Here is a 21,991-nt window from a genome sequence, read left to right as displayed (position 1 = left end):
ATGAAGCGCGCGTTCGACTTGCTGGCTGCAGCGTTCGGGCTGGCCGTTCTGGCCCTGCCCCTAGCGGTGCTGTGGCTGCTGGTTCGGATGACCTCTCCCGGGCCGGGCCTCTATTGGTCCCAGCGTGTTGGCCGAGGCTCGAAGCTGTTTCCGATGCCGAAGTTTCGCACCATGCGCATCGATACGCCCGAGGTGGCCACCCACCTGCTGGAGAATCCCGATCAATGGCTCACGCCGATCGGTGGTTCGATGCGCAAGCTCAGCCTGGATGAGCTGCCCCAGCTTTGGAGCGTGCTCGTCGGCGACATGAGCCTGGTGGGACCACGGCCGGCTCTGTTCAATCAGGCCGACCTGATCGCGGCGCGCCAAGCGGCGGGCGTTGATGGGCTGCGTCCCGGCGTCACCGGTTGGGCGCAGATCAATGGGCGAGACGGGCTGGCGATACCCGACAAGGTCGCCCTGGACGCCGAGTATCTGCGCCGGCGCTCGTTTCTGTTCGATCTGCGTATCCTGGTCAGCACCGTCGTGCCGGTGCTGACCGCGCGCGGCGTCACCCGTTAGCCAAGATCGGCGTAGGCCTTTTCCAAGGCTGAAACGAAGCGGGGATCGCTTGCGAGCGAGGCCGGGAACACCGCGTCCAAACCCAGGAAGGCGGCGACGTCGGCGCTGGCCTGGCCGGTGGTCGCAAGGCCCAGCGCCAGGAGTCGCTCCTGCAACGGGTCGACGATCGCTTCGCCGGCCTTGGCGCGCAGGGCGACGAACCGCATCCAGGCCGCCAACGGGATGACAAGCCGCTCGACGGACCGGCCGGCCTCAAGAGCCTCGGTCAAGGTCCCCAGGATCCGGAACGGGAGCTTCTGCGAGCCGTCCCAGGCGATCTGGGCCAGCAGGTGGCGGATCTCGGGATTGCGGAAGCGGGCCAGAATGGCGTCGGCATAGGCCTGCAAGTCCAGTCCGCGCGGCGGGAGCAGGGTCGGGATGATGTCGTGAGCCATCATGTCCCGCGCCAAGGTGGCGAGCAAAGGGTCGCTGACGGCTTCGAAGACCGTCTCGTGGCCGCGCAGGATGCCGACATAGGCGAGCGTGGAGTGAACGCCGTTGAGGAGACGCAGCTTGGCCCGCTCGAAACCACGCACGTCGTCGGTCAGGATCACGCCGACGCTGGCGAGGTCGGGGCCGTCGGCGGGAAGCACATCTTCGACGACCCACTGGACGAAGGCTTCGCGCTGGATCGGCCAGGCGTCTTCCAGGCCGGTCGCGGCCAGCGTGCGGGCGCGCAGGGCGTCGTCGGTCGCCGGCGTGATGCTGTCGACCATGGTGCGCGGGAACCGTCCCTCGCGATCGATCCACGCGGCCAACTCAGCGTCCAGCTTCGCGGCGTAGGCGACCACAGCCGCCTTCAGGCGCCAGCCGTTGTCCGCGAGGTTGTCACACGCCACCACGGCGTAGGGCGCCAGGCCAGCGGCGAAACGGCGTCGCAGGCCTTCAACGAGATAGCCGACCGCGCTCTTGGGTTCGCGTGGATTGGCCAGATCGTGAATGATGTCGGGATGGCTCTCGTCCAGCCCGCCGTCTGCGGAGAGCGTGTAGCCCTTCTCGGTGACCGTCAGGGTGACAAGGCGGGTCGTCGGCGCGGCGAGCCGGGCGAAGACCGAGGGCGGATCCTCTGGGGCCACCAGGACTTCGAGGATCGAGCCCACGATCCGGAAGGTCGTCTCGGCGTCCAACTGCGCCAAGGTGTAGAGCCCGTCCTGCGGCTCCAGGGCGTCCCGCACGCCTGGGCTCTTCAGCGAGACCGCGCAGACGCCCCAGCGCGGATCCTGCGACAGCAGTTGGTCGAAATAATGGGCTTGGTGCGCCCGGTGGAAGGCGCCGGGCCCAAAGTGCACCACGCCGATCTGCACCTTGTCGCGGTCATAGGCGGGGATGGCCACGCCCGGGATCACGCCGGGATAGCTGGTCGCGCTGAGACGCAGGGCAGGGGAGGTCGGGGAGGAAGCGGTCAAAGGAGCACGCCTGGAGTTTCGTTACGGAAGGGCGGGGCGCTAGATGAGCCAGTTCGGACACCGGTGGCAATCCAGCTTTGAGGATTTCACAGCGTGACCCCGGATTTCCAGATGGCGATCTCCCGCTCGCCGTTCTGCTCGGCCTGGGTGGTCTGGCCGGAGGCGGTTTCAATGACGAGGTCCATCAGGCGATCCGCCGCTGCGTCCATCGAGACGCCTTCGAGCACCTGGCCAGCGTTGAAATCGATCCAGCCGGGCTTGCGCTGCGCCAGGCCAGAGTTCGAGGCGATCTTCAGCGTCGGCGCGGGAAAGCCCAAGGGGGTGCCCCGACCCGTGGTGAAGAGGATCACCGTCGCGCCGGCGGCGGTCAGGGCGGTGGAGGACACCGCGTCATTGCCTGGGGCCTCAAGGAGGGTCAGGCCGTGCCGGCCGACTTTTTCGCCATAGCGCAGCACTTCGACCAAGGGCGTCCGGCCGCCCTTCTGCACGGCGCCCAGGGATTTCTCTTCCAGGCTCGTGATGCCGCCGGCGATGTTGCCGGGGGAGGGGTTCTCGTAGATAGGCTGATTGGCGTCGATGAAGTAGCGCTTGAAGTCGTCGATCACCGCCACGGCGGCGTCGAACACTTCGCGGCTAGCGGCGCGTTGCAGCAGGACGTTTTCGGCCCCGAAGATCTCGGGAATTTCGGTCAGGACGGGCGTGCCGCCGGCTTCGGCGACCTTGTCGGCGATCCGGCCGACCAGCGGATTGGCCGTGATCCCCGAGAAGCCGTCTGATCCGCCGCACTTGAGGCCGACCACCAGTTCCGAGACGGGGATGGGCTGGCGCTGATCACGCTCGGCGATCTCGACCAGCGCCTCCACGGCCGCGAGGCCGTCTTCCAGTTCGTCCTCGACCATCTGGGTCGTGAAGCTTCTCAGGCGCTCTGGATCGATCTCGGGCGCGCTCTCAAGCAACGCCTTCAGCTGGTTGTTCTCGCAGCCAAGACCCAGGATCAGCACGCCTCCGGCGTTGGGGTGGCTGGCCAGAGCGGCGATCAGTTTGCGTGTGTGGGCGAGATCGTCGCCCAACTGCGAGCATCCGAAGGGGTGCGGAAAGGCGTGGACGCCATCGACACGTCCGGCGAAGCGCTGCTGGGCCATTTCGGCGATCCGGCGCGCGGTGTTGGCGACGCAGCCGACGGTGCAGAGCACCCAGATCTCATTTCGCGTGCCGGCTCGGCCGTTCTTGCGTCGAAACCCCTGGAAGGTCTTCAGGCTGGCGGTGGGGGACGGCGTTGGTTGAGGGGAGGAGGTCGGTTGAGGGGAGGAGAAGGTGTAGCCCTCGACACCTTCAAGCCGTGTGGCGACGTTGTGGACATGAACGTGGTCGCCCGCCGCGATATCCTTCGTCGCGCGACCAATCGGCCAGCCGTACTTCAGAACGTCCTCTCCGGCCCGGACCGATCGCGTTGCGATCTTGTGGCCTTTGGGCACGTCCGCTCTGACGATGAGGTCTTGGTCCCCTAGGCGGACCGTTTCGCCGCATGTCAGGTCGCGTAGCGCGGCCGCGACATGGTCGCGCGGATCCACCGCGTGGATCGATTCGCCGGAAGTCGAGGTCGAGGGGGTCATGAAACGTGATCGTCCGAGCGCCTGCTGCCTTCAACTCTCGCTATCGACATGATGGAAACCGGTGTCAATCATATGGCAATCGAATGTTTCGCCTTCTGTTGGCGAGCCCATGTCGGCTGGAGTATGACAAAAGAAAACGCTTGATGCTGCTGGATACCCCGTGAGCCCTTCCAAGACGCCGTCCTCGATCCCGGAAGAAAACGAGACCAGCGTCGAAGGCGGGCGGCGGCGAGCCACGATCAATGACATCGCGCGGCTGGCCGGGGTGTCCAAGAAGACCGTCTCTCGCGTCATCAACCAGTCGCCGTTCGTGCGGGATGAGACCCGGGAGCGTATCGAGGCGGTGATCGCCGAATGGGGCTACGCCCCCGATCCGCAGGCCCGAGGGCTGGCCTTCCGCCGATCGTTTCTGATCGGCATGATCTACGACAACCCCAACCCGCAGTATGTCGTGAACATGCAGCTTGGTCTGCTGGACGGCATGCGTGGCTCGGGCTTCGAACTGGTCGTCCATCCGTGCAATCGCGCCAGCCCGACGTTCCTGACCGACATCCGCTCTTTCGTGGAACGGCAGAAGCTCTTTGGCGTCGTGCTGCCGCCGTCGGTTTCGGAAGATGAACGCGTGGCCAAGCTTCTGAACGAGATCGGCTGCGCCTACATCCGCATCGCGTCGGTCGAGCTGGACAAGCCCGAGCACATGATCGTCGGTCACGACCGTATGGGCGGCGCGCAGGCGGCGCGACACATCGTCGATTTGGGCCACAAGCGTATTGCCTTTATCTCTGGCCCGGAGACCTTCCGTTCCTCGCACGAGCGGCGAGGGGGGTTCGAGGATGGCCTGGCCGAGGCCGGATTGAGCTTGTCGCCGAACGATATCGTACAGGGCGCCTACACCTTCGAGTCCGGCGTCGCCTGTGGCGACGAACTGCTCTCGCGCTCGCCGCGTCCGACGGCGATCTTCTGCGGCAACGACGAAATGGCCGCCGGCGTCCTGCAATCGGCCCGAAAGGCGGGCCTGTCGGTGCCGCAAGATCTCACCGTGGTCGGGTTCGACGATTTCCAGATCGCGCAGGCGGTGTGGCCGCCGCTGACCACGATCCATACGCCGACGCGCGAGATCGGCAGGATCGCGGTCGAAAAGCTGATTGGCGATGAGCGCCGCGAACCGCGCGATGTCACCAAGATGGAACCAAATCTGGTTATCCGGCAGTCTTCGGGGCCGGTTCCGGCCTAGGTCGGTGCCAAACCCCGGTGCTTGCATCGTGACATGACACCGGTTACCAAGCGGACACGAGCGGCGGTCGGCGAAACCGCCATCGATTGAGGGAGCAGACGCGAATCCATGGCCAGGCCTCTGAATTTTCACGAGGATCGTCTTTTCCCGTCCGATCCGACGACGCGGTCCTACGCGCGCGGCCTCTATGCGCTGGTCAAGGATCTGCCGATCATCAGCCCGCACGGCCACACCGATCCGTCCTGGTTCGCCACCAACGCGCCTTTCCAGGACGCCACGGACCTTCTGCTGGCCCCCGACCACTACCTGTTTCGCATGCTCTACAGCCAGGGGATCGGCCTGGATGCGTTGAAGGTGCGCTCGAAGGCCGGCGTTCCCGACACCGACCCTCGCGAGGCCTGGCGCGTCTTGGCGTCGAATTTCCACCTGTTCCGCGGCACGCCGTCGTGGGTGTGGCTGAACCACGTGTTCGCCAAGGTGTTCGGCTTCACCGAGTTCCTCGAAGCCTCGAACGCCGACGACTATTTCGACCGCATCAACGCCGCGCTCGCCACTGACGCCTTCCGTCCTCGCGCGTTGTTCGACCGGTTCAATATCGAGACGCTCGCCACCACTGAAGGTCCGCACGAGAGCCTGCATCATCACGCCGCCATCCGCGAAAGCGGCTGGGGCGGGCATGTGATCACCGCCTATCGTCCCGATGCGGTCATCGACTTTGAAGATGAGCGTGGTCCTCGGGCGTTCGAGCGTTTCGCCGAAACCTCGGGCCAGGACGTCTATAGCTGGAAGCGCTATCTGGAAGCGCATCGCCTGCGCCGCCAGGCTTTCATCGACGCCGGCGCCACCTCTTCCGACCACGGCCATCCGACCGCGGCGACCGCTGATCTTTCGGACGTCGAGGCCGAGGCGCTGTTCAACAGCCTGGTGAAGGGGGATGTCACCCCGGAGAAGGCCGAACTCTTCCGCGCTCAGATGCTGACCGAAATGGCCAAGATGAGCCTCGACGACGGGCTGGTCATGCAGATCCACCCCGGCTCGCACCGCAACCATAATGTCGGCCTGTTGAACTCGCACGGTCGCGACAAGGGCGCCGACATCCCGATGCGCACCGAGTATGTGGATGCGCTCAAGCCGCTCTTGACCCGTCTGGGCAATGATCCGCGCCTGTCGATCATCCTGTTCACGCTGGACGAGACGACCTACAGCCGCGAGCTGGCCCCGCTGGCCGGCCACTATCCGGTGCTTAAGCTGGGCCCGTCCTGGTGGTTCCACGACAGCCCGGAAGGCATGATGCGCTTCCGCGAGCAGGTCACCGAGACCGCCGGCTTCTACAACACCGTCGGCTTCAACGACGACACCCGCGCCTTCCTGTCGATCCCGGCCCGCCACGACGTGGCCCGCCGCGTCGACAGCGCGTTCCTCGCCCGCATGGTCGCCGAGCATCGGATGGATCTGGTCGAGGCCGAAGAGCTGATCGTCGACCTGACCTACAACCTGCCCAAGAAGGCCTACAAGTTGGACCAGCGTCCGGATTGGGCTCGCCCCACGACGCTGCGCGCCGCCGCCGAATAGAACACCCTTTCCGGAGACCTCCCCATGTTCGCCAAGACCTATCACGCCACCCATCCGGACATGATGTTCGCGGTCAGCAATGACGACCTGCGCGACCGTTACCTGATGCAGGGCCTGTTTCAGGACGGCCAGATCGTCCTGACCTACAATCACGCCGAGCGCTTCGTCGTCGGCGGCGTCGTGGCCACCTCGGCCGTCAAGCTGCCCGACCAGACCGAGCCCGCCTCGGCCGCCGGCCACCCGTTCCTGGAGCGCCGCGAGCTGGGCGTGATCAATGTCGGCGAGACCACCGGCAAGATCACCGTCGACGGCGTCGCCTACGAGATCGTTCCGCGTGACGGCCTGTACGTGACCATGGGCGCCAAGGACGTGACCTTCGAAGGCCTGAACGGCGAAGCCGCGCGCTTCTACCTGGTCAGCCTGCCGGCCCACGCCGCGTTTGAGACCAAGAAGCTGGCCTTCGCCGACGCCGTCGCCCTGGAGCGCGGCGCGCTGGAGACCTCCAACGAGCGCACCATCTACCAGTACATCGTGCCGACCACCTGCAAGTCGGCTCAGCTGCTGCTGGGCATGACCGTGCTGAAGCCGGGCAGCGTCTGGAACACCATGCCGCCCCACCTGCACGACCGCCGTTCGGAAGCCTATTTCTACTTCGGTCTGGGTGAGAACGACCGGGTCTTCCACTACATGGGCGAGCCGGACGAGATGCGTCACATCGTGATCGCCAACGAGGAAGCCGTGATGAGCCCGCCGTGGTCGATCCACATGGGCTCGGGCACCGCCAACTACACCTTCATCTGGGCGATGGGCGGCGAAAACCTCGACTACACCGACATGAACGTGCTGGACATCTGCCAGCTGAAGTAGGGGCGAAAGCCCACGCGCGCTTCGCTTGTCATCCCGGGCGAAGCGGAGCGAAGACCCGGGACCCAGGGCCGCGCGCTGAGCGGTGGCCCCTGGGTCCCGGATAGCCTCTGCGAGGCTTCCGGGATGACACGAATTTTGGATCAGGAAATCAGCACCATGGCCAATCCGTTCAGCCTCGAAGGCAAGGTCGCGCTCGTCACGGGCGCCAACACCGGGATCGGGCAGGGGATCGCCATCGCCCTGGCCGCCGCCGGCGCGGACATCGCCGCTGCGGGCCGCAGCGAACCGACAGAAACCCAAGCCGCCGTCGAGGCCCTGGGCCGCAAGTTCCTGTCGATCAAGGCCGACTTCGGCTCGATCGAGCCCGTCCAGCGCGTGGTCGACGAGACCGTCGCCGCGTTCGGCAAGGTCGACATCCTGGTCAATAACGCCGGCATCATCCGCCGCGCGGACTCGATCGAGTTCAGCGAAGCCGACTGGGACGCGGTGATGGACACCAATCTGAAGGTGGTCTTCTTCCTGACCCAGGCCTTCGCCAAGCAGGCCCTGAAGCAGGGCTTCGAGGGCGGTCAGGCCAAGGTGATCAACATCGCCTCGCTGCTCTCGTTCCAGGGCGGCATCCGCGTGCCGTCCTATACGGCCTCCAAGTCGGGCCTGGCGGGCCTGACCAAGATCCTCGCCAACGAGTGGGCGACCAAGGGGATCAACGTCAACGCCATCGCGCCGGGCTATTTCGACACCAATAACACCGAGGCCCTGCGCGCCGACCAGGACCGCAACGCCGCCATCCTGGCGCGCATTCCGGCCGGTCGTTGGGGCCGTCCGGAGGATATCGGGGGCGCAGCAGTGTTCCTGGCCTCGTCCGCAGCCGACTACGTCCAGGGCATTACTCTGCCCGTGGATGGCGGTTGGTTGGCCCGCTAGCGAAATAAAAACGCGCAAAAATACGATGGTAGCGCAACCATCGTGCCGGGCGGCTTTTCCCGCCCGGTGAAGCGCGCTAGAGGGCGCCGCGACGTCAAGCGCCGGGTGTCGCCCTGGTGCGATAGCGCGTCTTCTTGATCCATTCCTGTTCGGGACCGCCGGTCGCGCGGTCCTTGGAGTCCGCGCATGCGCAACCCGGCCCTGTCGATCGACGTCGACCGTCCGACCAGCCGCCACGTCCGCCAGAACGCCAATCTGCTCAGCGATCTGCTGATCGAGGCGATCACCTTTCTGGAGGGCGAGGAGAAGGCCGAGCTGGTGGCCAAGGCGCGCAAGGCCGCGTCGCGGGAGGACGTGGCCAATGGCGACACGCCGCTTCTGGATCACCTGTTCGCAGACCTGACGACCGAGCAGGCGGTGTTCCTGTCCCGCGCCTTCGCCAGCCACTCGCTGCTGGCCAATATCGGCGAGGACGTCGCCGGCCGCCGTCGCCACGCCGAGGCCGACGCCCAGCCGGGCGACGAGCGCCCTCGCACCCTGATCGACGCGGTGAAGGCGCTGAAGGCCGCCGGCAAGTCCGACGCCGAACTGGCCAAGGTCTTCGCGGCGATGAACGTCGTGCCGGTGCTGACGGCCCACCCCACCGAAGTTCGCCGCCGCAGCATGGTCGATCGCGAGACTGAGATCTCGCGCCTGATGGCGCTGCGTCGCCACCACCTGCCGCCGGCTCTCGAGGCCGAGATCCGCGAGAGCCTGTTCCGCGAGATCGCCCTGATGTGGCGCACCCGTCTCTATCGTCCCGAGCGGATCACCGTGAAGGACGAGATCCGTAACGCGCTGTCGATCGTCCGCACCTCGATCCTGCCGGCGATCATCGACCTCTACGGCGACTGGACCGGCAAGATCGGCCAGCACGGCCAATTGGCGCCGCTGCTGAAGATGGGCTCGTGGCTGGGCGGCGACCGCGACGGCCATCCCGGCGTCAACGGCCAGACGCTGAAGTTGGCGTTGAGCTCGCAGTCCCGCGTGATCCTCGACTGGTACGCTGGCGAGGTGCGCAAGCTGTGGTCCAATCTGGCGGTCTCGACCGCCTATACGCCGGTCTCCGAGCAGCTGCTGGCCCTGGCCGCCCAGGCCCAAGACCCTTCGGTCCACCGGATCGACGAGCCCTATCGCCTGGCGCTAGAGCTGATCTTCGACCGCCTGACCGCCGTCTCGCAGAAGCTGACCGGCGCTCCGGTGGCCTTTGCGTCGGGCGTGACCAGCGTCGAGCCGTACGCGCATCCGGACGCCTTCGTCGCCGACCTGTCGGTGATCATCGACAGCCTGGCGCGCAATGGCGGCGAGCGCCTGGTGGGCTCGGCGCTACGCACCCTGGTCGAGGTGGCCAAGGCTTGCGGCTTCCATCTGATGAGCCTGGACCTGCGCCAGAACGCCGATGTCCATGAGCGCACGCTGGACGAGCTGTTCCGCCGCGCCGGCACAGGCGTTGAGTATCTGAAGCTCGACGAAGACGCCCGCTGCAAGGTGCTGATCGACGAGCTGTCGCACCAGCGTCCGCTGGTCTCGCCGTTCACCGCCTATGGCGAGGAGACGAGCAAGGAGCTGGCGACCATGGAGGCGGCCGCCCAGGCGGTGCGCGACTACGGTCATGGCTGCCTTGGCGCCTACATCATCTCGAAGTCGGCGACCTTGTCGGACATGCTCGAGCCGCTCGTTCTGCTCAAGCAGGTGGGCCTGGTCTGGGGCGGGGCCGCGCCGCGCGCCTCGGTCAAGGTTGCGCCGTTGTTCGAGACCATCGGCGACCTCGAAAATGGTCCGGCCGTGCTGCGCCAGTGGCTGCAGCTGCCGCTCAGCCGCACGATCCTGGGCGACCGGCCGGTGCAGGAGATCATGCTCGGCTACTCCGACAGCAATAAGGACGGCGGCTATGTCGCCAGCCGGCGCGGCGTGGCGACGGGCGCTTCGGCCCTGGCCCACGAGGCCGACCGGATGGGCGTCGGTTTGCAGTTGTTCCACGGCCGCGGCGGCAGCGTCGGGCGGGGCGGGGGACCTGCCGCCGAGGCAGTGTTGGCCCAGCCAGCCGGCACGGTGCAGGGCCGCATCCGCATGACCGAGCAGGGCGAGATGATCGCCCGCCGCTTTGGCGACCAGCCCACCGCGCGCCGCAATCTCGACGGCCTGGCCGCTGCCGTGCTGATGGCCAGCGAGCGCCCGATCCCCAAGCGCGACCCTAAGGTCGAGGACGCCATGACCGCCCTGGCCGAGGCCTCGTTCCACGGCTATCGGGCGCTGGTCTATGACGACGCCGCCTTCGAGGACTTCTTCTGGTCGGTCACGCCGATCAGCGAGATCGTCGGCCTCAATATCGGCAGTCGTCCCGCCAGCCGGACCGCCAGCCGCAAGATCGAGGACCTGCGGGCCATCCCGTGGGTGTTCAGCTGGTCGCAGGCGCGGTTCATGCTGCCGGGCTGGTACGGCTTCGCCTCAGGTGTCGAGCGGGCCGGTCTATCCGTCGAGCAGCTCCGCGATCTGGCGGGCGGCTTCGACTTCTTCGCCTCCCTGCTGTCGAATATGGAGCTGGCCCTGGCCCAGAGCCAGATGGGCATCGCCGCCCGCTATGTGGCGCTGTCGCCCGACAAGGCCGACGCCCAGCGGATCTTCGCGACGATCCGGCGTGAGCACGAGGCCGCGACGGGTCTGGCCTTGGCGATCCGGGGGGGAACGGCCCTGCTGGACAATCAGCCCGATCTCGCCGAGTCGGTCTCTCTGGCCAGCCGCTCGGTCGACCCGCTGAACCACCTGCAATTGGAGCTTCTGTCGCGCCGCCGAGCGGGGGACAGCGACGAAGAGCTGCGTCTGGCCATCCAGTTGACCGTTGCCGGGATCGCGGCGGGGCTGCGCAATACGGGTTGAGCCTCACGGACACGTCTTCTCCCCTTGTGGGAGAAGGTGGCCCGAAGGGCCGGATGAGGGGTTTCTCGGCCTTGCCTGCGCGACCCCTCATCCGACCCACTGCGTGGGTCACCCTCTCCCGCAAGGGGAGAGGAGAGTAAGCCGTTCGAATCCAATGGCTTATCGATTACGGATATCATGAGTTCCTAGTGCTTGCGCTCCTTTGCGGTTTCTGATTATCTCCCGATGACACCGGTGGCAAAGATGGCGCTGCTGTTTTGGTAACCGGTGTCATAACGTTTCGGTTCGGCGTCGTGGTCGTCCGTTTCGTTTGCGGCTCTTTGAGCTCGCTCCTGCGCAAACTTTCGGGGCGTCGGCGGAGTCCGACGCCTCAATTTTGTATCGGGCGGCGAGGGCGGCGGGCCGACGGAAAAGGTCTGGGGAAGGAAGCGTCCATCGGAAAGCTTTCGCGCGAGGCCGGCTGCCAAAGCCGATTTCAGCGTGGTCGCATCCCTTAGTTTGACGTTGCGGCAAGCCCGGTGTGGCGCGCGAGCGCGACGCGGTCTAAGGGAACGCCCTGAGCCAATTCCGGCGAAATATTGCTCGCGCGGCGGCCCATGCGGCCCTTCGCGCAAGAACGATCCTTCGGGAAGGAGTTTGAGATGGTGAAAGACCGTATGGCGGTGCTGACCGCCCTGATGGACCAGGGCGTCATTCCGGTGTTCTACCACCCGGACGTCGAGGTCTGTAAGAGCGTGATCCAGGCCTGCGCCGACGGCGGCGCGCCCTGCATCGAGTTCACCAATCGCGGCGATTTCGCCAGCCACGTCTTCTATGAAGTGACCCGCTATTTCGCCGAGGCGGATCCGCGCGTGATCATGGGCGTGGGCTCGATCGTCGATGCGCCGACCGCCGGCATCTACATCGCCAACGGCGCCAAGTTCGTCGTCGGCCCGATCCTGAACGCCGACGTCGCCAAGGTCTGCAACCGTCGCAAGATCCCGTACTCGCCGGGCTGCGGTTCGGCCTCGGAAATCTCGTACGCCGAAGAGCTGGGCTGCGAGATCGTCAAGGTGTTCCCGGGTTCGTCGGTCGGCGGTCCCGATTTCGTCAAGGCGGTGCTGGGCCCGATGCCCTGGACCCGCATCATGCCGACGGGCGGCGTCGATCCGGACGAGGCCTCGGTGAAGAAGTGGTTCGGCGCGGGCATCGTCGCCGCCGGCATGGGCTCCAAGCTGATCACGCAAGAGCTGCTGGACGCCAAGGACTACGCGGGCATCTCCAAGAAGGTCCGCGAGACGGTAGACCTGATCAAGAAGGTTCGTGGGAAGGCCTAAGACCAAATGACCGACAATATCCTCAATATCCGCCCGGCTTCGGAGACGAAGTGGGACTGCGCCAGCTTCGGCGAAGTGATGCTGCGTTTCGACCCGGGCTTCGGCCGGGTGCGCAACGCCCGTCAGTTCCAGGTCTGGGAAGGCGGCGGCGAATACAACGTCGCCCGCGCTTTCAAGAAGTGCTGGGGCAAGCGCTCGACGGCCGTCACCGCCCTGCCGGTGAACGATCTGGGCTGGCTGGTCGAGGATCTGATGATGCAGGGCGGTGTCGACACCTCCCACATCATCTGGCGCGATTTCGACGGCCTGGGCCGTAACACGCGCGTTGGTCTGAACTTCACCGAGAAGGGCTTCGGCGTTCGTCCGGCCCTGGGCTGCAGCGACCGGGGTCACTCGGCCGCCTCGCAGATCCGCCCCGGTGAAGTGAACTGGGAAAAGCTGTTCGGCGAAGAAGGCGTGCGCTGGTTCCACACCGGCGGCATCTTCGCCGCCCTGGCCAGCAACACCGCCGAAGCCGTGATCGAAGCGGTGGAAGTGGCCCGCAAGTACGGCACCGTGGTGTCCTACGACCTGAACTACCGCGCCAGCCTGTGGAAGTCGCAGGGCGGCAAGGAAGGCGCTCAGAAGGTCAACCGTCACATCGCTCAGTACGTCGATGTGATGATCGGCAACGAGGAAGACTTCACCGCCTGCCTCGGCTTCGAAGTGGAAGGCCTGGACGAGCACATCAGCTCGATCGACCCGGCCAACTTCAAGAAGATGATCGAGACCGCCGTAAAGCAGTTCCCGAACTTCAAGGTCGCCGCCACCACCCTGCGCAACGCCAAGACCGCCTCGGTCAACGACTGGTCGGCGATCCTGTACGCCGGCGGCGAGTTCTACGCGTCGATGATGCGTGAGAACCTCGAGATCTACGACCGCGTCGGCGGCGGCGACGGCTTCGCCTCGGGCCTGGCGTTCGGCTTCATGGAAGGCAAGGGCCCCCAGGCCGCCGTCGAATACGGCGCGGCTCACGGCGCCCTGGCCATGACCACCCCGGGCGACACCTCGATGGTGCGCAAGGAAGAGGTCGAGGCCGTGATGAAGGGCAAGGGCGCGCGGGTCATCCGCTAGTCCGTGAAAAATGTCATCCCGGCCAAGCGCCTTGCGCGTCGAGCCGGGACCACGGCAGGCGCATGCGTTTCCGGCGGTCCCGGGTCTTCGCCCGGGATGACAACATCTGAAAAGCCCTCGGTCGAAAGACCGGGGGCTTTTTCTTTGTCCTTCGCCTCAAGGCGGGCGAGTTCCGTCGAGTTGCGAAACTTCCGCATTTTCTGGATCACCTTGCGCCGCAAATGCGCCTTGCGGGCAGGCGGCCAGGCAGGGTCAGGCTGTTGAGGGCGGGGGTGGCGCGCCATCGGGTTCCTTTCAATCCAGCATGAAGCGCTCCGGCGCGTCGCGTCGGAGGTGCGGGGAAGGAGCGGGGCGCCGGGACTTCGCCCGGAGTGCATTGAAGAATTACCGTTTCGACGAAGCGCAACGCCCCGCGCGATCGTTTTCCAGAAGCGCGCCGTCGTGATGCTGTTCGCACCGCGCCGACCTTGAAGCCTCCGACGGGCGGGCCTGGCCGCGAAGCCTGGTCCCGGCTGCGGATCTTTCGATCCGCCCGTCGCGTCGCCAGCCCGCATCCCCCGTCGCTTTTGTGTTCCAGGGCCGACCGCCGTAGGAGGGATGCAGTTGCGGAGCTTCCACCGCACCGACGAGCGCGCCCGCTCGACCGCCCCTCAAAGCCGCGAAGGTCGCTGGCCGCGCGCCCTCCCCAGTGCTTCGAGGTGGGAAGAGGATAGGGCAGGTTTTGGAGCCGGGGATGAAATCGCAGGAGCGCTCAACCTATCCCCTCTCTCTTTGAGAGAGGGAGGGGCCCAAGCGAAGCTTGGGAGGGTGAGTGGTTTCACCCTTTCCGGACAAGGTGGGGCTGGCAAGGATCTGAAAAGGTGGGGTTTCTCGGCTAGAGCCGTAACCACTCACCCTCCCACGCCTTGCGGCGCGGGCCCCTCCCTCTCTCTAAGAGAGAGGGACTCAATCCTCGTCCCCTTACGAGCGTTCGACCCGCAGCTTGGCGTTCAGCGCCAGGCTCGCTTCCATCCGCGCCAGCTGCTCCGGCGTGGCGGGCGACTGGTGCTGGGCCTTCCACTCGGCGGCGGGCATGCCGTGGACCGCTTCGCGGGCGGCTTCCTTGCTGATCGCGCCGTCCGAGGCCTCGTGGACCCAGTCGCCCAGGCAGTTGCGGCAGAAGCCGGCCAGGCCCATCAGGTCGATGTTCTGGGCGTCGCTGCGCATCTGCAGATGCTCGACCAAGCGGCGGAAGGCGGCGGCGGCGAGGCGGTCTTCGATGTCGAGGGTCATGGGCGTTCCAAATGTCGTGTCATCCCGGCCGAAAGACCGCGAAGCGGGCTGTAGAGCCGGGACCCGGGAGCCACTGCAGTGCGCCGGCCCCTGGGTCCCGGCGCTCCGCTGCGCTACGGCCGGGATGACACGGAAAAGCGTCGGTTTCGAGCCTAGAGATTCCGATCTTTCAGCGCGAGAGTGCCCAACCCCCTTCGGCAGGATTCGACCATGGATTTCTCCAAGCTCCGCACCACCAGCAAGGTCACCACCGAGTGGAGCTATCCGCAAGGCGCGCCGCTGCGCACGGGCTGGCTGCGGGTCGACACTGCGCCGGACCATGAGCTCTATTGGGAGGAGTACGGCCGCGCCGACGGCGAGCCGGTGATGTTTCTGCACGGCGGTCCCGGCGGGGCCTGCGCGCCGGTGATGTCGCGCTTCTTCGATCCGGACCGCTATCGCGTGATCCTGTTCGACCAGCGTGGCTGCGGCAAGAGCCGCCCGACCGTGGCGGCCGATGGCCCGGATAAGGCCCTGGCCAACAACACCACCGACCATCTGGTCTCCGACATCAACGCCCTGCGCGAGGCGCTGGGGATCAGCGGCAAGATGCATGTGTTCGGTGGCAGCTGGGGCAGCACCCTGGCGCTGGTCTACGCCATCCGTCATCCGGACAAGGTCGCCTCGCTGATCCTGCGCGGCATCTTCCTGGGGCGGAAGGAGGACCTGCTCTACATGTATCAGGGCAACGCCGAGACCTATCAGACCCAGCCCTACGCCCTAAGCGCGCCGGGCGCCTACATCACCTATCCCGACGAGTGGAAGGCCTTTGTCGAGGTGATCGCGCCCGAGCAGCGCGGCGACATGATGGCCGCCTACAAGGCGATCTTCGACATGGTTCCGACCACCGACGCCGAGCGCGCGGCGCAGCTGAGGGCGGCCCTGGCCTGGTCGGTGTGGGAAGGCACCATCTCGAACATGATCCCGGCCGCAGAGGACGCGGGCAAGTTCGGCGAGGCCGAATTTGCGCTCAGCTTCGCCCAGATCGAGGCCCACTTCTTCGCCCACGACCTGTTCCTGAAAGAGGGCGAGATCACCGACGGCGTGGCGGCCTTGAAGGGCGTGCCGGTCCATATCGTGCATGGGCGTTTCGACCAGGTCTGCCCGCTGACCCAGGGCTCGCGGCTGGTCCAGGCGCTGGAGGCGGCGGGGACGCCGCCGGCGACCTATGTCATCACCGACGCCGGCCACAGCGCCATGGAGGCCCAGACGGTGCTGGCGCTGACGGCGATCATGGACGGGCTGCCCAGGCTCTAACCCCGCACGAAGATGTTCCGCAGCCACTGCGTGCCGGCCTTGGCGGCCTGACCCCAGTCCTCCTCGTCGTCCAGCGTGTCGGGCTTGTAGCCCCAGGGACTGAACAGCTTCAGGCGCGGAACCTTGGCGAAGACGGCGGTGTCGCGCGTGGTCAGGGTCAGGCCGTGCTCCAGCGCCGTGGCCGCAAGCAGGGCGTCGCGAGCGTTGGCCAGCGGGATCTGAGCCCGGCGGCGGGCCACGGCGGCGTCGACCGAAAGGATGCGCCCCTCGAAGGCGGGGGACACGCGTTCGGTCAGCCACGCGCGCAGGGCCGCGCCATGGGCCTTGTCGCTGCGTTCCGCGCGGACGCCGGCGGTCTCCAGCTCCATGAGCGTGATGGCCGAGATAAAGAGGTTGGTTCGAGCCACCCCGGCGGCCCAGGCGGCGAGGCCCGGGTCGGTCCCGCCGGCCTTGGCGTTACGCAGTTCGTAGACGACGTCGGTGTCCAGCAGGTGCATCAGCGGTCCCAGCGCTCCGGCGCCAGGTCGACGGCGGGGAGGGCGGGCATGGCCAGCAGGTCGACGATCGTCTCGCTCTGGCCCGAGAGGCGGCGATAGGTCTCGACGCTCATCAGGACGTGGGTGGGCCGTCCCCGGTCGGTGATGAACACCGGCTCGATTCGCGCCGCGCGCTTGGCCTGGCTGACATCCTGGTTGAATTCGCGGCTGGTGACGACCTTCATGACCCGGACCTTTACGCCCTGACTGACAAGGCTGTCTTGTAGGTACGTTACTACAAAGTGGCCTTCCGGCAACAGACGATAGACCAGCAAAAACAATCGACTGACAAGGCTGTCAAAAATGCGTTCGACCGGTTGCGCGCGCGCACGTTCTCTGTTCGGCATGCGTCCAAGGCGCAAAGCCAAGACGATCCATTAGGGGGCTAAAGGGACGTGTCAGACATCATCGCGCACACGCTGCACACCATCGGCGATATCCTCGCGCCGCACGGGCCGGCGACCAAGGCGGTCGCGCAGAGCTATGCGCCGAACGACTATTCCATCCATTTCTTCCTGCAACTGGCGGTGATCCTGCTGGCCTGCCGGGTGGTGGGCTGGCTTGGCAAGAAGTTCCTGGCCCAGCCGCAGGTGGTGGGCGAGATGATCGCCGGCGTGGTCCTGGGTCCGTCGCTGCTGGGGCTTTTGTTCCCCGACTTCCAGCTGGCCCTGTTCCCCAAGGAGACGCGCAACGTCCTCTATGTCGGCGCCCAGCTGGGCGTGGGCCTCTACATGTTCCTGGTCGGCACCACCTTCCAGGCGGGGCACTTCAAGGCCAAGGCCAAGAGCGCGATGAGCGTCTCGTTCGCCGGCATCGCCGCGCCATTCGCCATCGCCGCGATCATCACCCCGTTCCTGCTGAAGGTCCCGGGCCTGTTCGCGCCGACGATCACGCCGGGCGCGGCGACGCTGTTCATGGGCGCCTGCATCGCCCTGACCGCCTTCCCGATGCTGGCGCGGATCATCAACGAACGCGGCCTGCAGAAGACCGCGCTGGGCACCCTGTCCCTGACCGCCGGCGCGTTCGACGACGCGGTGTCGTGGTGCGTGCTGGCCTTGGTGCTGGCCACTTTCGGCGGCGGGCCGGGCGTGGCGGTGCTGGCTATCGGCGGTGGTTTGCTGTGGGTGCTGTTCGTGCTGACCCTGGGTCCCAAGATCCTGGCGCCGCTGGGCCGCATGGTCGAGCGCGAGGGCGAGATGAGCACGCACGCTCTGGCCCTCGTCATCCTGGCCTTCTGCGTCTCGGCCTTCCTGATGGACGCGGTCGGCATCCACGCCATCTTCGGCGGCTTCATCATGGGCGTGGTCATGCCGCGCGGCCGCCTGACCGAAGAGCTGAAAAAGAAGGTCGAGCCGCTGGCCGTGGTGCTGCTGCTGCCGATGTTCTTCACCTATTCGGGCCTGAACACCCGGATGGACATCGTTAACTCGCTGGAGCTGTTCCTGATCGCGCTGGGCATCCTGGCCGTCTCGATCCTGGCCAAGTGGGGCGCCTGCTATGTCGCCGCCCGGGCGACCGGCGAGGACCACGCCACCGCCATGGGCATCGGCGCCCTGATGAACTCGCGCGGCCTGATGGAGCTGATCATCATCAATATCGGCCTGCAGAAGGGCATCATCGGCCCGACGCTGTTCTCGATGCTGGTGCTGATGGCGATTGTCACCACGGTGATGGCCAGCCCGCTGTTCGAGATCGTCTACGGCAAGAAGGCCCGCGAGCGCGGGGAACTGGACGCGGTTCCCGACCCGGCGCGGGTTTAGAGGCCGCGCGCGGGGCCCGCTTCGAGCGGGTCCCGCCGCACGACGTCCAGAATATTTCGACGCCGCGCCTCCAAAAGCCGTCGTCAGGGCCTCTAGCAGACGGGAGGCCCGTTCATGCCCGTCAGTATCAATCTGTCCGCGTCGCCGGATCTGCGGTCCTCATCCAGAGAACCCGTCGTATGATCACGCGTCGCCCGCTTGTCGCCGCTCTGGCCGCCGCGCCCTGGTTTGTCTCGCCCGCTCAAGGCCGCTCCCGACGCGCGGACGACGCCCAGGCGATCGACGCCTTTGTCCGCCGGGCGCTGGCCGAGGTGTCGGTCGTTCCCGGCCTCTCGCTGGCCGTGGTGCGTGGATCCGAGGTGGTGATGACCGCCGGCTACGGTGTCGCCGATCTGGAAACAGGCCGCCCGGCGGACGCCGACACGGCGTTCTACATCGCGTCCTCGACCAAGGCCTTCACCGCGCTGGCGATCGCCGCCATGGCCGCGCGCGGGGCGTTCGAGTTGGATGCGCCGCTCAGCCGCTGGATCGGTGACAGCCCGTTCCCCGCCGATCTGGCCGCTTCTGTCAGTCTTTCGGATCTTCTGTGTCACCGCTCGGGCCTGGAGAACCCGCCGATCGCGTATCGCGCCGCCTTCACAGGCGAGCACACGCCCAGGGTCATGAGCGCCTTGCTGGACGCCACCACCCGCAGCCAGGACACGCCGCACGGGGTCTTCCGCTATACCAACACGGGCTACAACCTCGCCACGACGCTGATCCAGGACCGCTTTGGCCTGGACTGGCGTGACCTGGTCGACCAGGAGGTGCTGCGGCCCGCCGGCATGCGGCGCACCACAGCGCGCATCGACGGCGCGCGCCGGCGGATGCAGGTCGCCGTGGGGCACACGCCCGCCGCCGACGGTCGCATCGCGCCCAGCCCGTTGCAGAAGATCAACGCCACCATGCAGTCGGCCGGCGGGCTGGTCTCCACCGCCCGTGACATGGCGCGCTGGCTGGAGATCCAGTTGAACGACGGCGTGCTGGCGGGGAAGCGGCTTTTCCCCCAGGGCCTTGTCGCCTCGACGCACCGGCCCCTCGTCGAGCAGCAAGCCAAGTTCGGCGCCTATGTCCGCGACGGCTATGGACTGGGCTGGCAGACGGGCCGCTATGGCGATCAGCGCCTGATCCATCATTTCGGCAACTTCGCCGGGGCGCGGGCCCATGTGTCCTTCATGCCCGCGCGCGGGGTCGGCGTGGCGGTGATGGCGAACGAGGACGTCATGGCCGGGGAGGTGACGGACCTCGTGGCCAACTACGTCTATGACCGCCTGGCCGGACGGGACGACCTGGACGCGGTCTACAACGGGGAACTGACCGCGCTGAAGATCCGGATCGACAAGCGTCGCGCCGGCCTGGCCGCCAGCCGCGCCGACCGGGCGCGGCGCGCCTGGTCGCTGGGTCAGCCGAACAGCCACTATGTCGGGAGCTACCGCAATCGGCTTATGGGGCGCCTGGAGATCGCCGAGGTCGACGGCCGGCTGCTGGTGCGCGCCGGCCCGATGACGGCCCTGGCCGAAGCCGGCGCCGAACCCGAGACGGTGCGGGTGGAGCTGGTCCCCATGAGCGGCCAGATCCTCCGCTTCATCGGCGCCGACGCGCTGGTGCTGGACAGCCAGACCTATGAGCGGGTGTAAGGCGGCCAACCTCATCTTCATTTGTCGTCCCGGAAGCCTCGCAGAGGCTATCCGGGGCCCAGGGGCAAGCGGCAGTGCGGTCGCCCCTGGGTCCCGGCGCTACAGCCCGCAAGCGGGCTTCCGGCCGGGATGACAAAAGGAGTTTGGCCATTGCGCTTTCGCGTCCTGAGCCCGCCCTGCCAGGGGCTCAGACCCCCTCGAGCGCCTTGTCGAAGCCGAAGCGGTTGATCTGGGTGATCAGGTCGCGGTGGCTGGGCAGGTCCTGGGTGGCGCGGTCGGCGAAGCCGCGGATCTTGGCGAACAGCTTGGCTGCGCCCGCCACGTCCGGGAACTCGCCCGCGCCGTCGGCCAGGTCGGTCTCAAAGCCCATGCCGTACAGAATGTACTGGTAGTTGAAGAAGGCGAAGGTCTCGAGATCCAGGATGAAGTCGAACCGCGCCGGCGGGCGGTGACGCCACTGCTCCAGCAGTTCGGTCAGCCGCTCGGGGATCGAGGCCGGATCGACATTGTCGCGCCAGAACGGCTCGGTGCGCCGGCTCAGCGCATAGTGCAGCTTCAGGAAGACGATGATGTTGTCGAAGCGCGCGGCCATCAGGTCGTTGAACCGGCGGGCGGGCGCGCTAACCGGGCCGGAGTGCGGAAAGAGCTCGGCGATCATCGCCACGGCGGCCTCGATCAGCACGACGCCGGTCGACTCCAGCGGCTCCAGGAAGCCGGCCGCCAGGCCCACCGCGACGCAGTTCTTGATCCACTGCTGCTCGCGATAGCCGGCGTCGAAGGCGATCTTGCGGGTTTCGATCTCGCCGGCCGCCTTGCCAAGATAGTCGCGCAAGACGGCTTCAGCGCGATCGTCGTCCATATAGTCGCTGGCGTAGACGCAGCCCACGCCGCGACCACCGGCCAGGGCGATGTCCCAGATCCAGCCGGCTTCGTGGGCGGTGGCGACGGTGTAGCTCTGGATCGGCGCGTCGGGCCGCTCATAGGGCGCGCGGCAGGCCACAGCGCGATCGGCGAACAGGACCGGCTTGGCGGACTTGAACGGCGAGCCCAGCGCCTTGCCGATCAGCTCGGCGCGGAAGCCGGTGCAGTCGATGAAGAGGTCGGCGCTCAGGGCCCCATGGCCTGGCGAGGCGACATGGGCGATCGCGCCGGACTCGTCCAGCGCCACCTCCGACACCGCGCCTTGCAGGTGTCGAACCCCCAGCGCGCGGGCGCGGTCAGCCAGCACCTGGGCCAGCTTGGCGGCGTCGAAGTGGTAGGCGTAGTTCAAGGGCCCCGCGAAGTCGCTTTCGTGCGGACGCTTGGGCGCGCGGGCCGCATCGGCCACCCGCGCCTGGATGGTCACGGCCTCGGCGAACGGGGCGCGGGTTTGTTCGCTCTGCAGCAGCCAATAGGGCGCCAGGCTGGTGCCCTCGGTGGCGAAGGGGGCCTCGAACGGGTGGAAATAGCTGTGGCGACGGCCGTCGCGCGGCGCCTCGGCCCAGTCAACGAAGCGGATGCCCTGCTTGAAGGTCGCCGAGGTCTCGCGGATGAAATGCGCCTCCTCGATGCCGAGAAAGCGCAGGGTGTTACGAATGGTCGGGAAGGTGGCCTCGCCGACGCCGACAATGCCGATGTCGGGCGACTCCAGCAGGGTGATCTCAAGATGGCTCTGTTCGGCCACCCGCAGCGCCTTGGCTAGGTAAGCCGCCGTCAGCCAGCCGGCCGTCCCGCCGCCCACGATCAGAATGCTACGCCTGCGCTGCATGGCCTCAGTGATAGCAGAGTTCGGGGCGGGGGAGGGAAGTCTTGGGGGCTTCCACTGCGGGACGATGAGGCCCGAAACCGCAAAGACTAAAACCTCTCGTCATCCCGGCCGTACCCCGGCGAAAGCCGGGGGGAGAGCCGGGA

General features: G+C 66.8%; 17 protein-coding genes and 1 pseudogene. 12 read left to right on the top strand and 6 right to left on the bottom strand.

The window, feature by feature from the left end; all coding sequences use genetic code 11:
• A complete protein-coding gene (locus tag CA606_RS11735) occupies positions 1-561 on the top strand; it encodes a sugar transferase (RefSeq protein WP_096050973.1) in 561 nt (186 codons plus the stop codon).
• Here the strand turns inward: CA606_RS11735 and CA606_RS11730 are convergent.
• Together CA606_RS11730 and CA606_RS11725 are read right to left on the bottom strand one after the other, a co-directional pair.
• Positions 558-2,006, bottom strand: a complete 1,449-nt coding sequence (locus tag CA606_RS11730; protein WP_181242560.1) for a mannitol dehydrogenase family protein — start codon at positions 2,004-2,006, stop codon at positions 558-560. The genes CA606_RS11735 and CA606_RS11730 overlap by 4 nt on opposite strands.
• A gap of 86 nt (positions 2,007-2,092) precedes the next feature.
• On the bottom strand, positions 2,093-3,619 hold the full coding sequence (locus CA606_RS11725) for a UxaA family hydrolase (RefSeq protein WP_096050974.1): 1,527 nt from the start codon (positions 3,617-3,619) through the stop codon (positions 2,093-2,095).
• A gap of 160 nt (positions 3,620-3,779) precedes the next feature.
• Here CA606_RS11725 and CA606_RS11720 point away from each other — a divergent pair, with 160 nt between their 5' ends.
• From CA606_RS11720 to CA606_RS11685, 8 genes and pseudogenes are all read left to right on the top strand, one after another.
• A complete protein-coding gene (locus tag CA606_RS11720) occupies positions 3,780-4,853 on the top strand; it encodes a LacI family DNA-binding transcriptional regulator (RefSeq protein ID WP_096050975.1) in 1,074 nt (357 codons plus the stop codon).
• A 108-nt stretch (positions 4,854-4,961) separates the two neighbouring features.
• Entirely contained in the window at positions 4,962-6,425 is a 1,464-nt protein-coding gene (gene uxaC, locus CA606_RS11715) for a glucuronate isomerase (protein WP_096050976.1), read from the top strand.
• Positions 6,426-6,449: 24 nt separating this feature from the next.
• A complete protein-coding gene (gene kduI, locus CA606_RS11710; protein WP_096050977.1) occupies positions 6,450-7,292 on the top strand; it encodes a 5-dehydro-4-deoxy-D-glucuronate isomerase in 843 nt (280 codons plus the stop codon).
• Between the two features lie 156 nt (positions 7,293-7,448).
• Positions 7,449-8,216 (top strand): 2-dehydro-3-deoxy-D-gluconate 5-dehydrogenase KduD, encoded by a 768-nt coding sequence (gene kduD, locus CA606_RS11705; protein WP_096053791.1) that lies wholly within the window; start codon positions 7,449-7,451, stop codon positions 8,214-8,216.
• A gap of 186 nt (positions 8,217-8,402) precedes the next feature.
• Positions 8,403-11,132, top strand: a complete 2,730-nt coding sequence (gene ppc, locus CA606_RS11700; RefSeq protein WP_096050978.1) for a phosphoenolpyruvate carboxylase — start codon at positions 8,403-8,405, stop codon at positions 11,130-11,132.
• A 276-nt stretch (positions 11,133-11,408) separates the two neighbouring features.
• Positions 11,409-11,780, top strand: a pseudogene (locus tag CA606_RS11695) (hypothetical protein); the annotation flags it as partial.
• The gene (locus CA606_RS11690; RefSeq protein ID WP_096050979.1) at positions 11,774-12,448 is read left to right on the top strand and encodes a bifunctional 4-hydroxy-2-oxoglutarate aldolase/2-dehydro-3-deoxy-phosphogluconate aldolase; all 675 of its coding nucleotides are present in this window, start codon (positions 11,774-11,776) and stop codon (positions 12,446-12,448) included. The pseudogene CA606_RS11695 and the gene CA606_RS11690, both read left to right, overlap by 7 nt.
• Before the next feature lie 6 nt (positions 12,449-12,454).
• Positions 12,455-13,561 carry a sugar kinase gene (locus CA606_RS11685; protein WP_096050980.1) on the top strand — a complete coding sequence of 369 codons (1,107 nt, stop codon included), beginning with the start codon at positions 12,455-12,457 and terminating at the stop codon, positions 13,559-13,561.
• A gap of 960 nt (positions 13,562-14,521) precedes the next feature.
• Here CA606_RS11685 and CA606_RS11680 read toward each other — a convergent pair.
• Complete coding sequence (locus CA606_RS11680; protein WP_096050981.1) at positions 14,522-14,833, bottom strand: DUF1244 domain-containing protein; 312 nt, start codon at positions 14,831-14,833, stop codon at positions 14,522-14,524.
• 210 nt (positions 14,834-15,043) lie between these two features.
• Between CA606_RS11680 and pip the strand changes: the two genes are divergently transcribed.
• Positions 15,044-16,129: a prolyl aminopeptidase gene (pip, locus tag CA606_RS11675; protein ID WP_096050982.1), complete on the top strand. Its 1,086-nt coding sequence runs from the start codon at positions 15,044-15,046 to the stop codon at positions 16,127-16,129.
• Here pip and CA606_RS11670 read toward each other — a convergent pair.
• Both CA606_RS11670 and CA606_RS11665 read right to left on the bottom strand, forming a co-directional pair.
• Positions 16,126-16,626 carry a PIN domain-containing protein gene (locus CA606_RS11670; RefSeq protein WP_096050983.1) on the bottom strand — a complete coding sequence of 167 codons (501 nt, stop codon included), beginning with the start codon at positions 16,624-16,626 and terminating at the stop codon, positions 16,126-16,128. The genes pip and CA606_RS11670 overlap by 4 nt on opposite strands.
• Positions 16,626-16,850 (bottom strand): type II toxin-antitoxin system Phd/YefM family antitoxin, encoded by a 225-nt coding sequence (locus CA606_RS11665; RefSeq protein ID WP_096050984.1) that lies wholly within the window; start codon positions 16,848-16,850, stop codon positions 16,626-16,628. The genes CA606_RS11670 and CA606_RS11665 overlap by 1 nt, the downstream gene beginning before the upstream one ends.
• A 210-nt stretch (positions 16,851-17,060) precedes the next feature.
• Between CA606_RS11665 and CA606_RS11660 the strand changes: the two genes are divergently transcribed.
• Together CA606_RS11660 and CA606_RS11655 are read left to right on the top strand one after the other, a co-directional pair.
• The gene (locus tag CA606_RS11660) at positions 17,061-18,425 is read left to right on the top strand and encodes a cation:proton antiporter (RefSeq protein WP_096050985.1); all 1,365 of its coding nucleotides are present in this window, start codon (positions 17,061-17,063) and stop codon (positions 18,423-18,425) included.
• 179 nt (positions 18,426-18,604) lie between these two features.
• Positions 18,605-20,101 carry a serine hydrolase domain-containing protein gene (locus CA606_RS11655; RefSeq protein WP_096050986.1) on the top strand — a complete coding sequence of 499 codons (1,497 nt, stop codon included), beginning with the start codon at positions 18,605-18,607 and terminating at the stop codon, positions 20,099-20,101.
• Between the two features lie 187 nt (positions 20,102-20,288).
• On the opposite strand, the gene CA606_RS11650 is transcribed toward CA606_RS11655, so the two are convergent.
• Positions 20,289-21,848 (bottom strand): tryptophan halogenase family protein, encoded by a 1,560-nt coding sequence (locus tag CA606_RS11650; protein WP_096050987.1) that lies wholly within the window; start codon positions 21,846-21,848, stop codon positions 20,289-20,291.
• Positions 21,849-21,991: the final 143 nt, after the last annotated feature.

Origin of the sequence: Caulobacter vibrioides (genome assembly GCF_002310375.3) — a bacterium.
In the GTDB taxonomy this organism is placed as follows: domain Bacteria; phylum Pseudomonadota; class Alphaproteobacteria; order Caulobacterales; family Caulobacteraceae; genus Caulobacter; species Caulobacter vibrioides_D.
The sequence above is the reverse complement of the archived record's forward strand: the minus strand, read 5'-3'. Positions and strand labels throughout refer to the sequence as shown.

Excerpts from the sequence above, each read along its gene's own strand:
- CA606_RS11650 (WP_096050987.1), bottom strand. The coding sequence starts at position 21,848 with ATGCAGCGCAGGCGTAGCATTCTGATCGTGGGCGGCGGGACGGCCGGC.
- ppc (WP_096050978.1), top strand. The coding sequence starts at position 8,403 with ATGCGCAACCCGGCCCTGTCGATCGACGTCGACCGTCCGACCAGCCGC.
- CA606_RS11670 (WP_096050983.1), bottom strand. The coding sequence starts at position 16,626 with ATGCACCTGCTGGACACCGACGTCGTCTACGAACTGCGTAACGCCAAG.
- CA606_RS11665 (WP_096050984.1), bottom strand. The coding sequence starts at position 16,850 with ATGAAGGTCGTCACCAGCCGCGAATTCAACCAGGATGTCAGCCAGGCC.
- pip (WP_096050982.1), top strand. The coding sequence starts at position 15,044 with ATGGATTTCTCCAAGCTCCGCACCACCAGCAAGGTCACCACCGAGTGG.
- kduD (WP_096053791.1), top strand. The coding sequence starts at position 7,449 with ATGGCCAATCCGTTCAGCCTCGAAGGCAAGGTCGCGCTCGTCACGGGC.
- kduI (WP_096050977.1), top strand. The coding sequence starts at position 6,450 with ATGTTCGCCAAGACCTATCACGCCACCCATCCGGACATGATGTTCGCG.
- CA606_RS11725 (WP_096050974.1), bottom strand. The coding sequence starts at position 3,619 with ATGACCCCCTCGACCTCGACTTCCGGCGAATCGATCCACGCGGTGGAT.
- CA606_RS11685 (WP_096050980.1), top strand. The coding sequence starts at position 12,455 with ATGACCGACAATATCCTCAATATCCGCCCGGCTTCGGAGACGAAGTGG.
- uxaC (WP_096050976.1), top strand. The coding sequence starts at position 4,962 with ATGGCCAGGCCTCTGAATTTTCACGAGGATCGTCTTTTCCCGTCCGAT.
- CA606_RS11680 (WP_096050981.1), bottom strand. The coding sequence starts at position 14,833 with ATGACCCTCGACATCGAAGACCGCCTCGCCGCCGCCGCCTTCCGCCGC.
- CA606_RS11690 (WP_096050979.1), top strand. The coding sequence starts at position 11,774 with ATGGTGAAAGACCGTATGGCGGTGCTGACCGCCCTGATGGACCAGGGC.
- CA606_RS11735 (WP_096050973.1), top strand. The coding sequence starts at position 1 with ATGAAGCGCGCGTTCGACTTGCTGGCTGCAGCGTTCGGGCTGGCCGTT.
- CA606_RS11655 (WP_096050986.1), top strand. The coding sequence starts at position 18,605 with ATGATCACGCGTCGCCCGCTTGTCGCCGCTCTGGCCGCCGCGCCCTGG.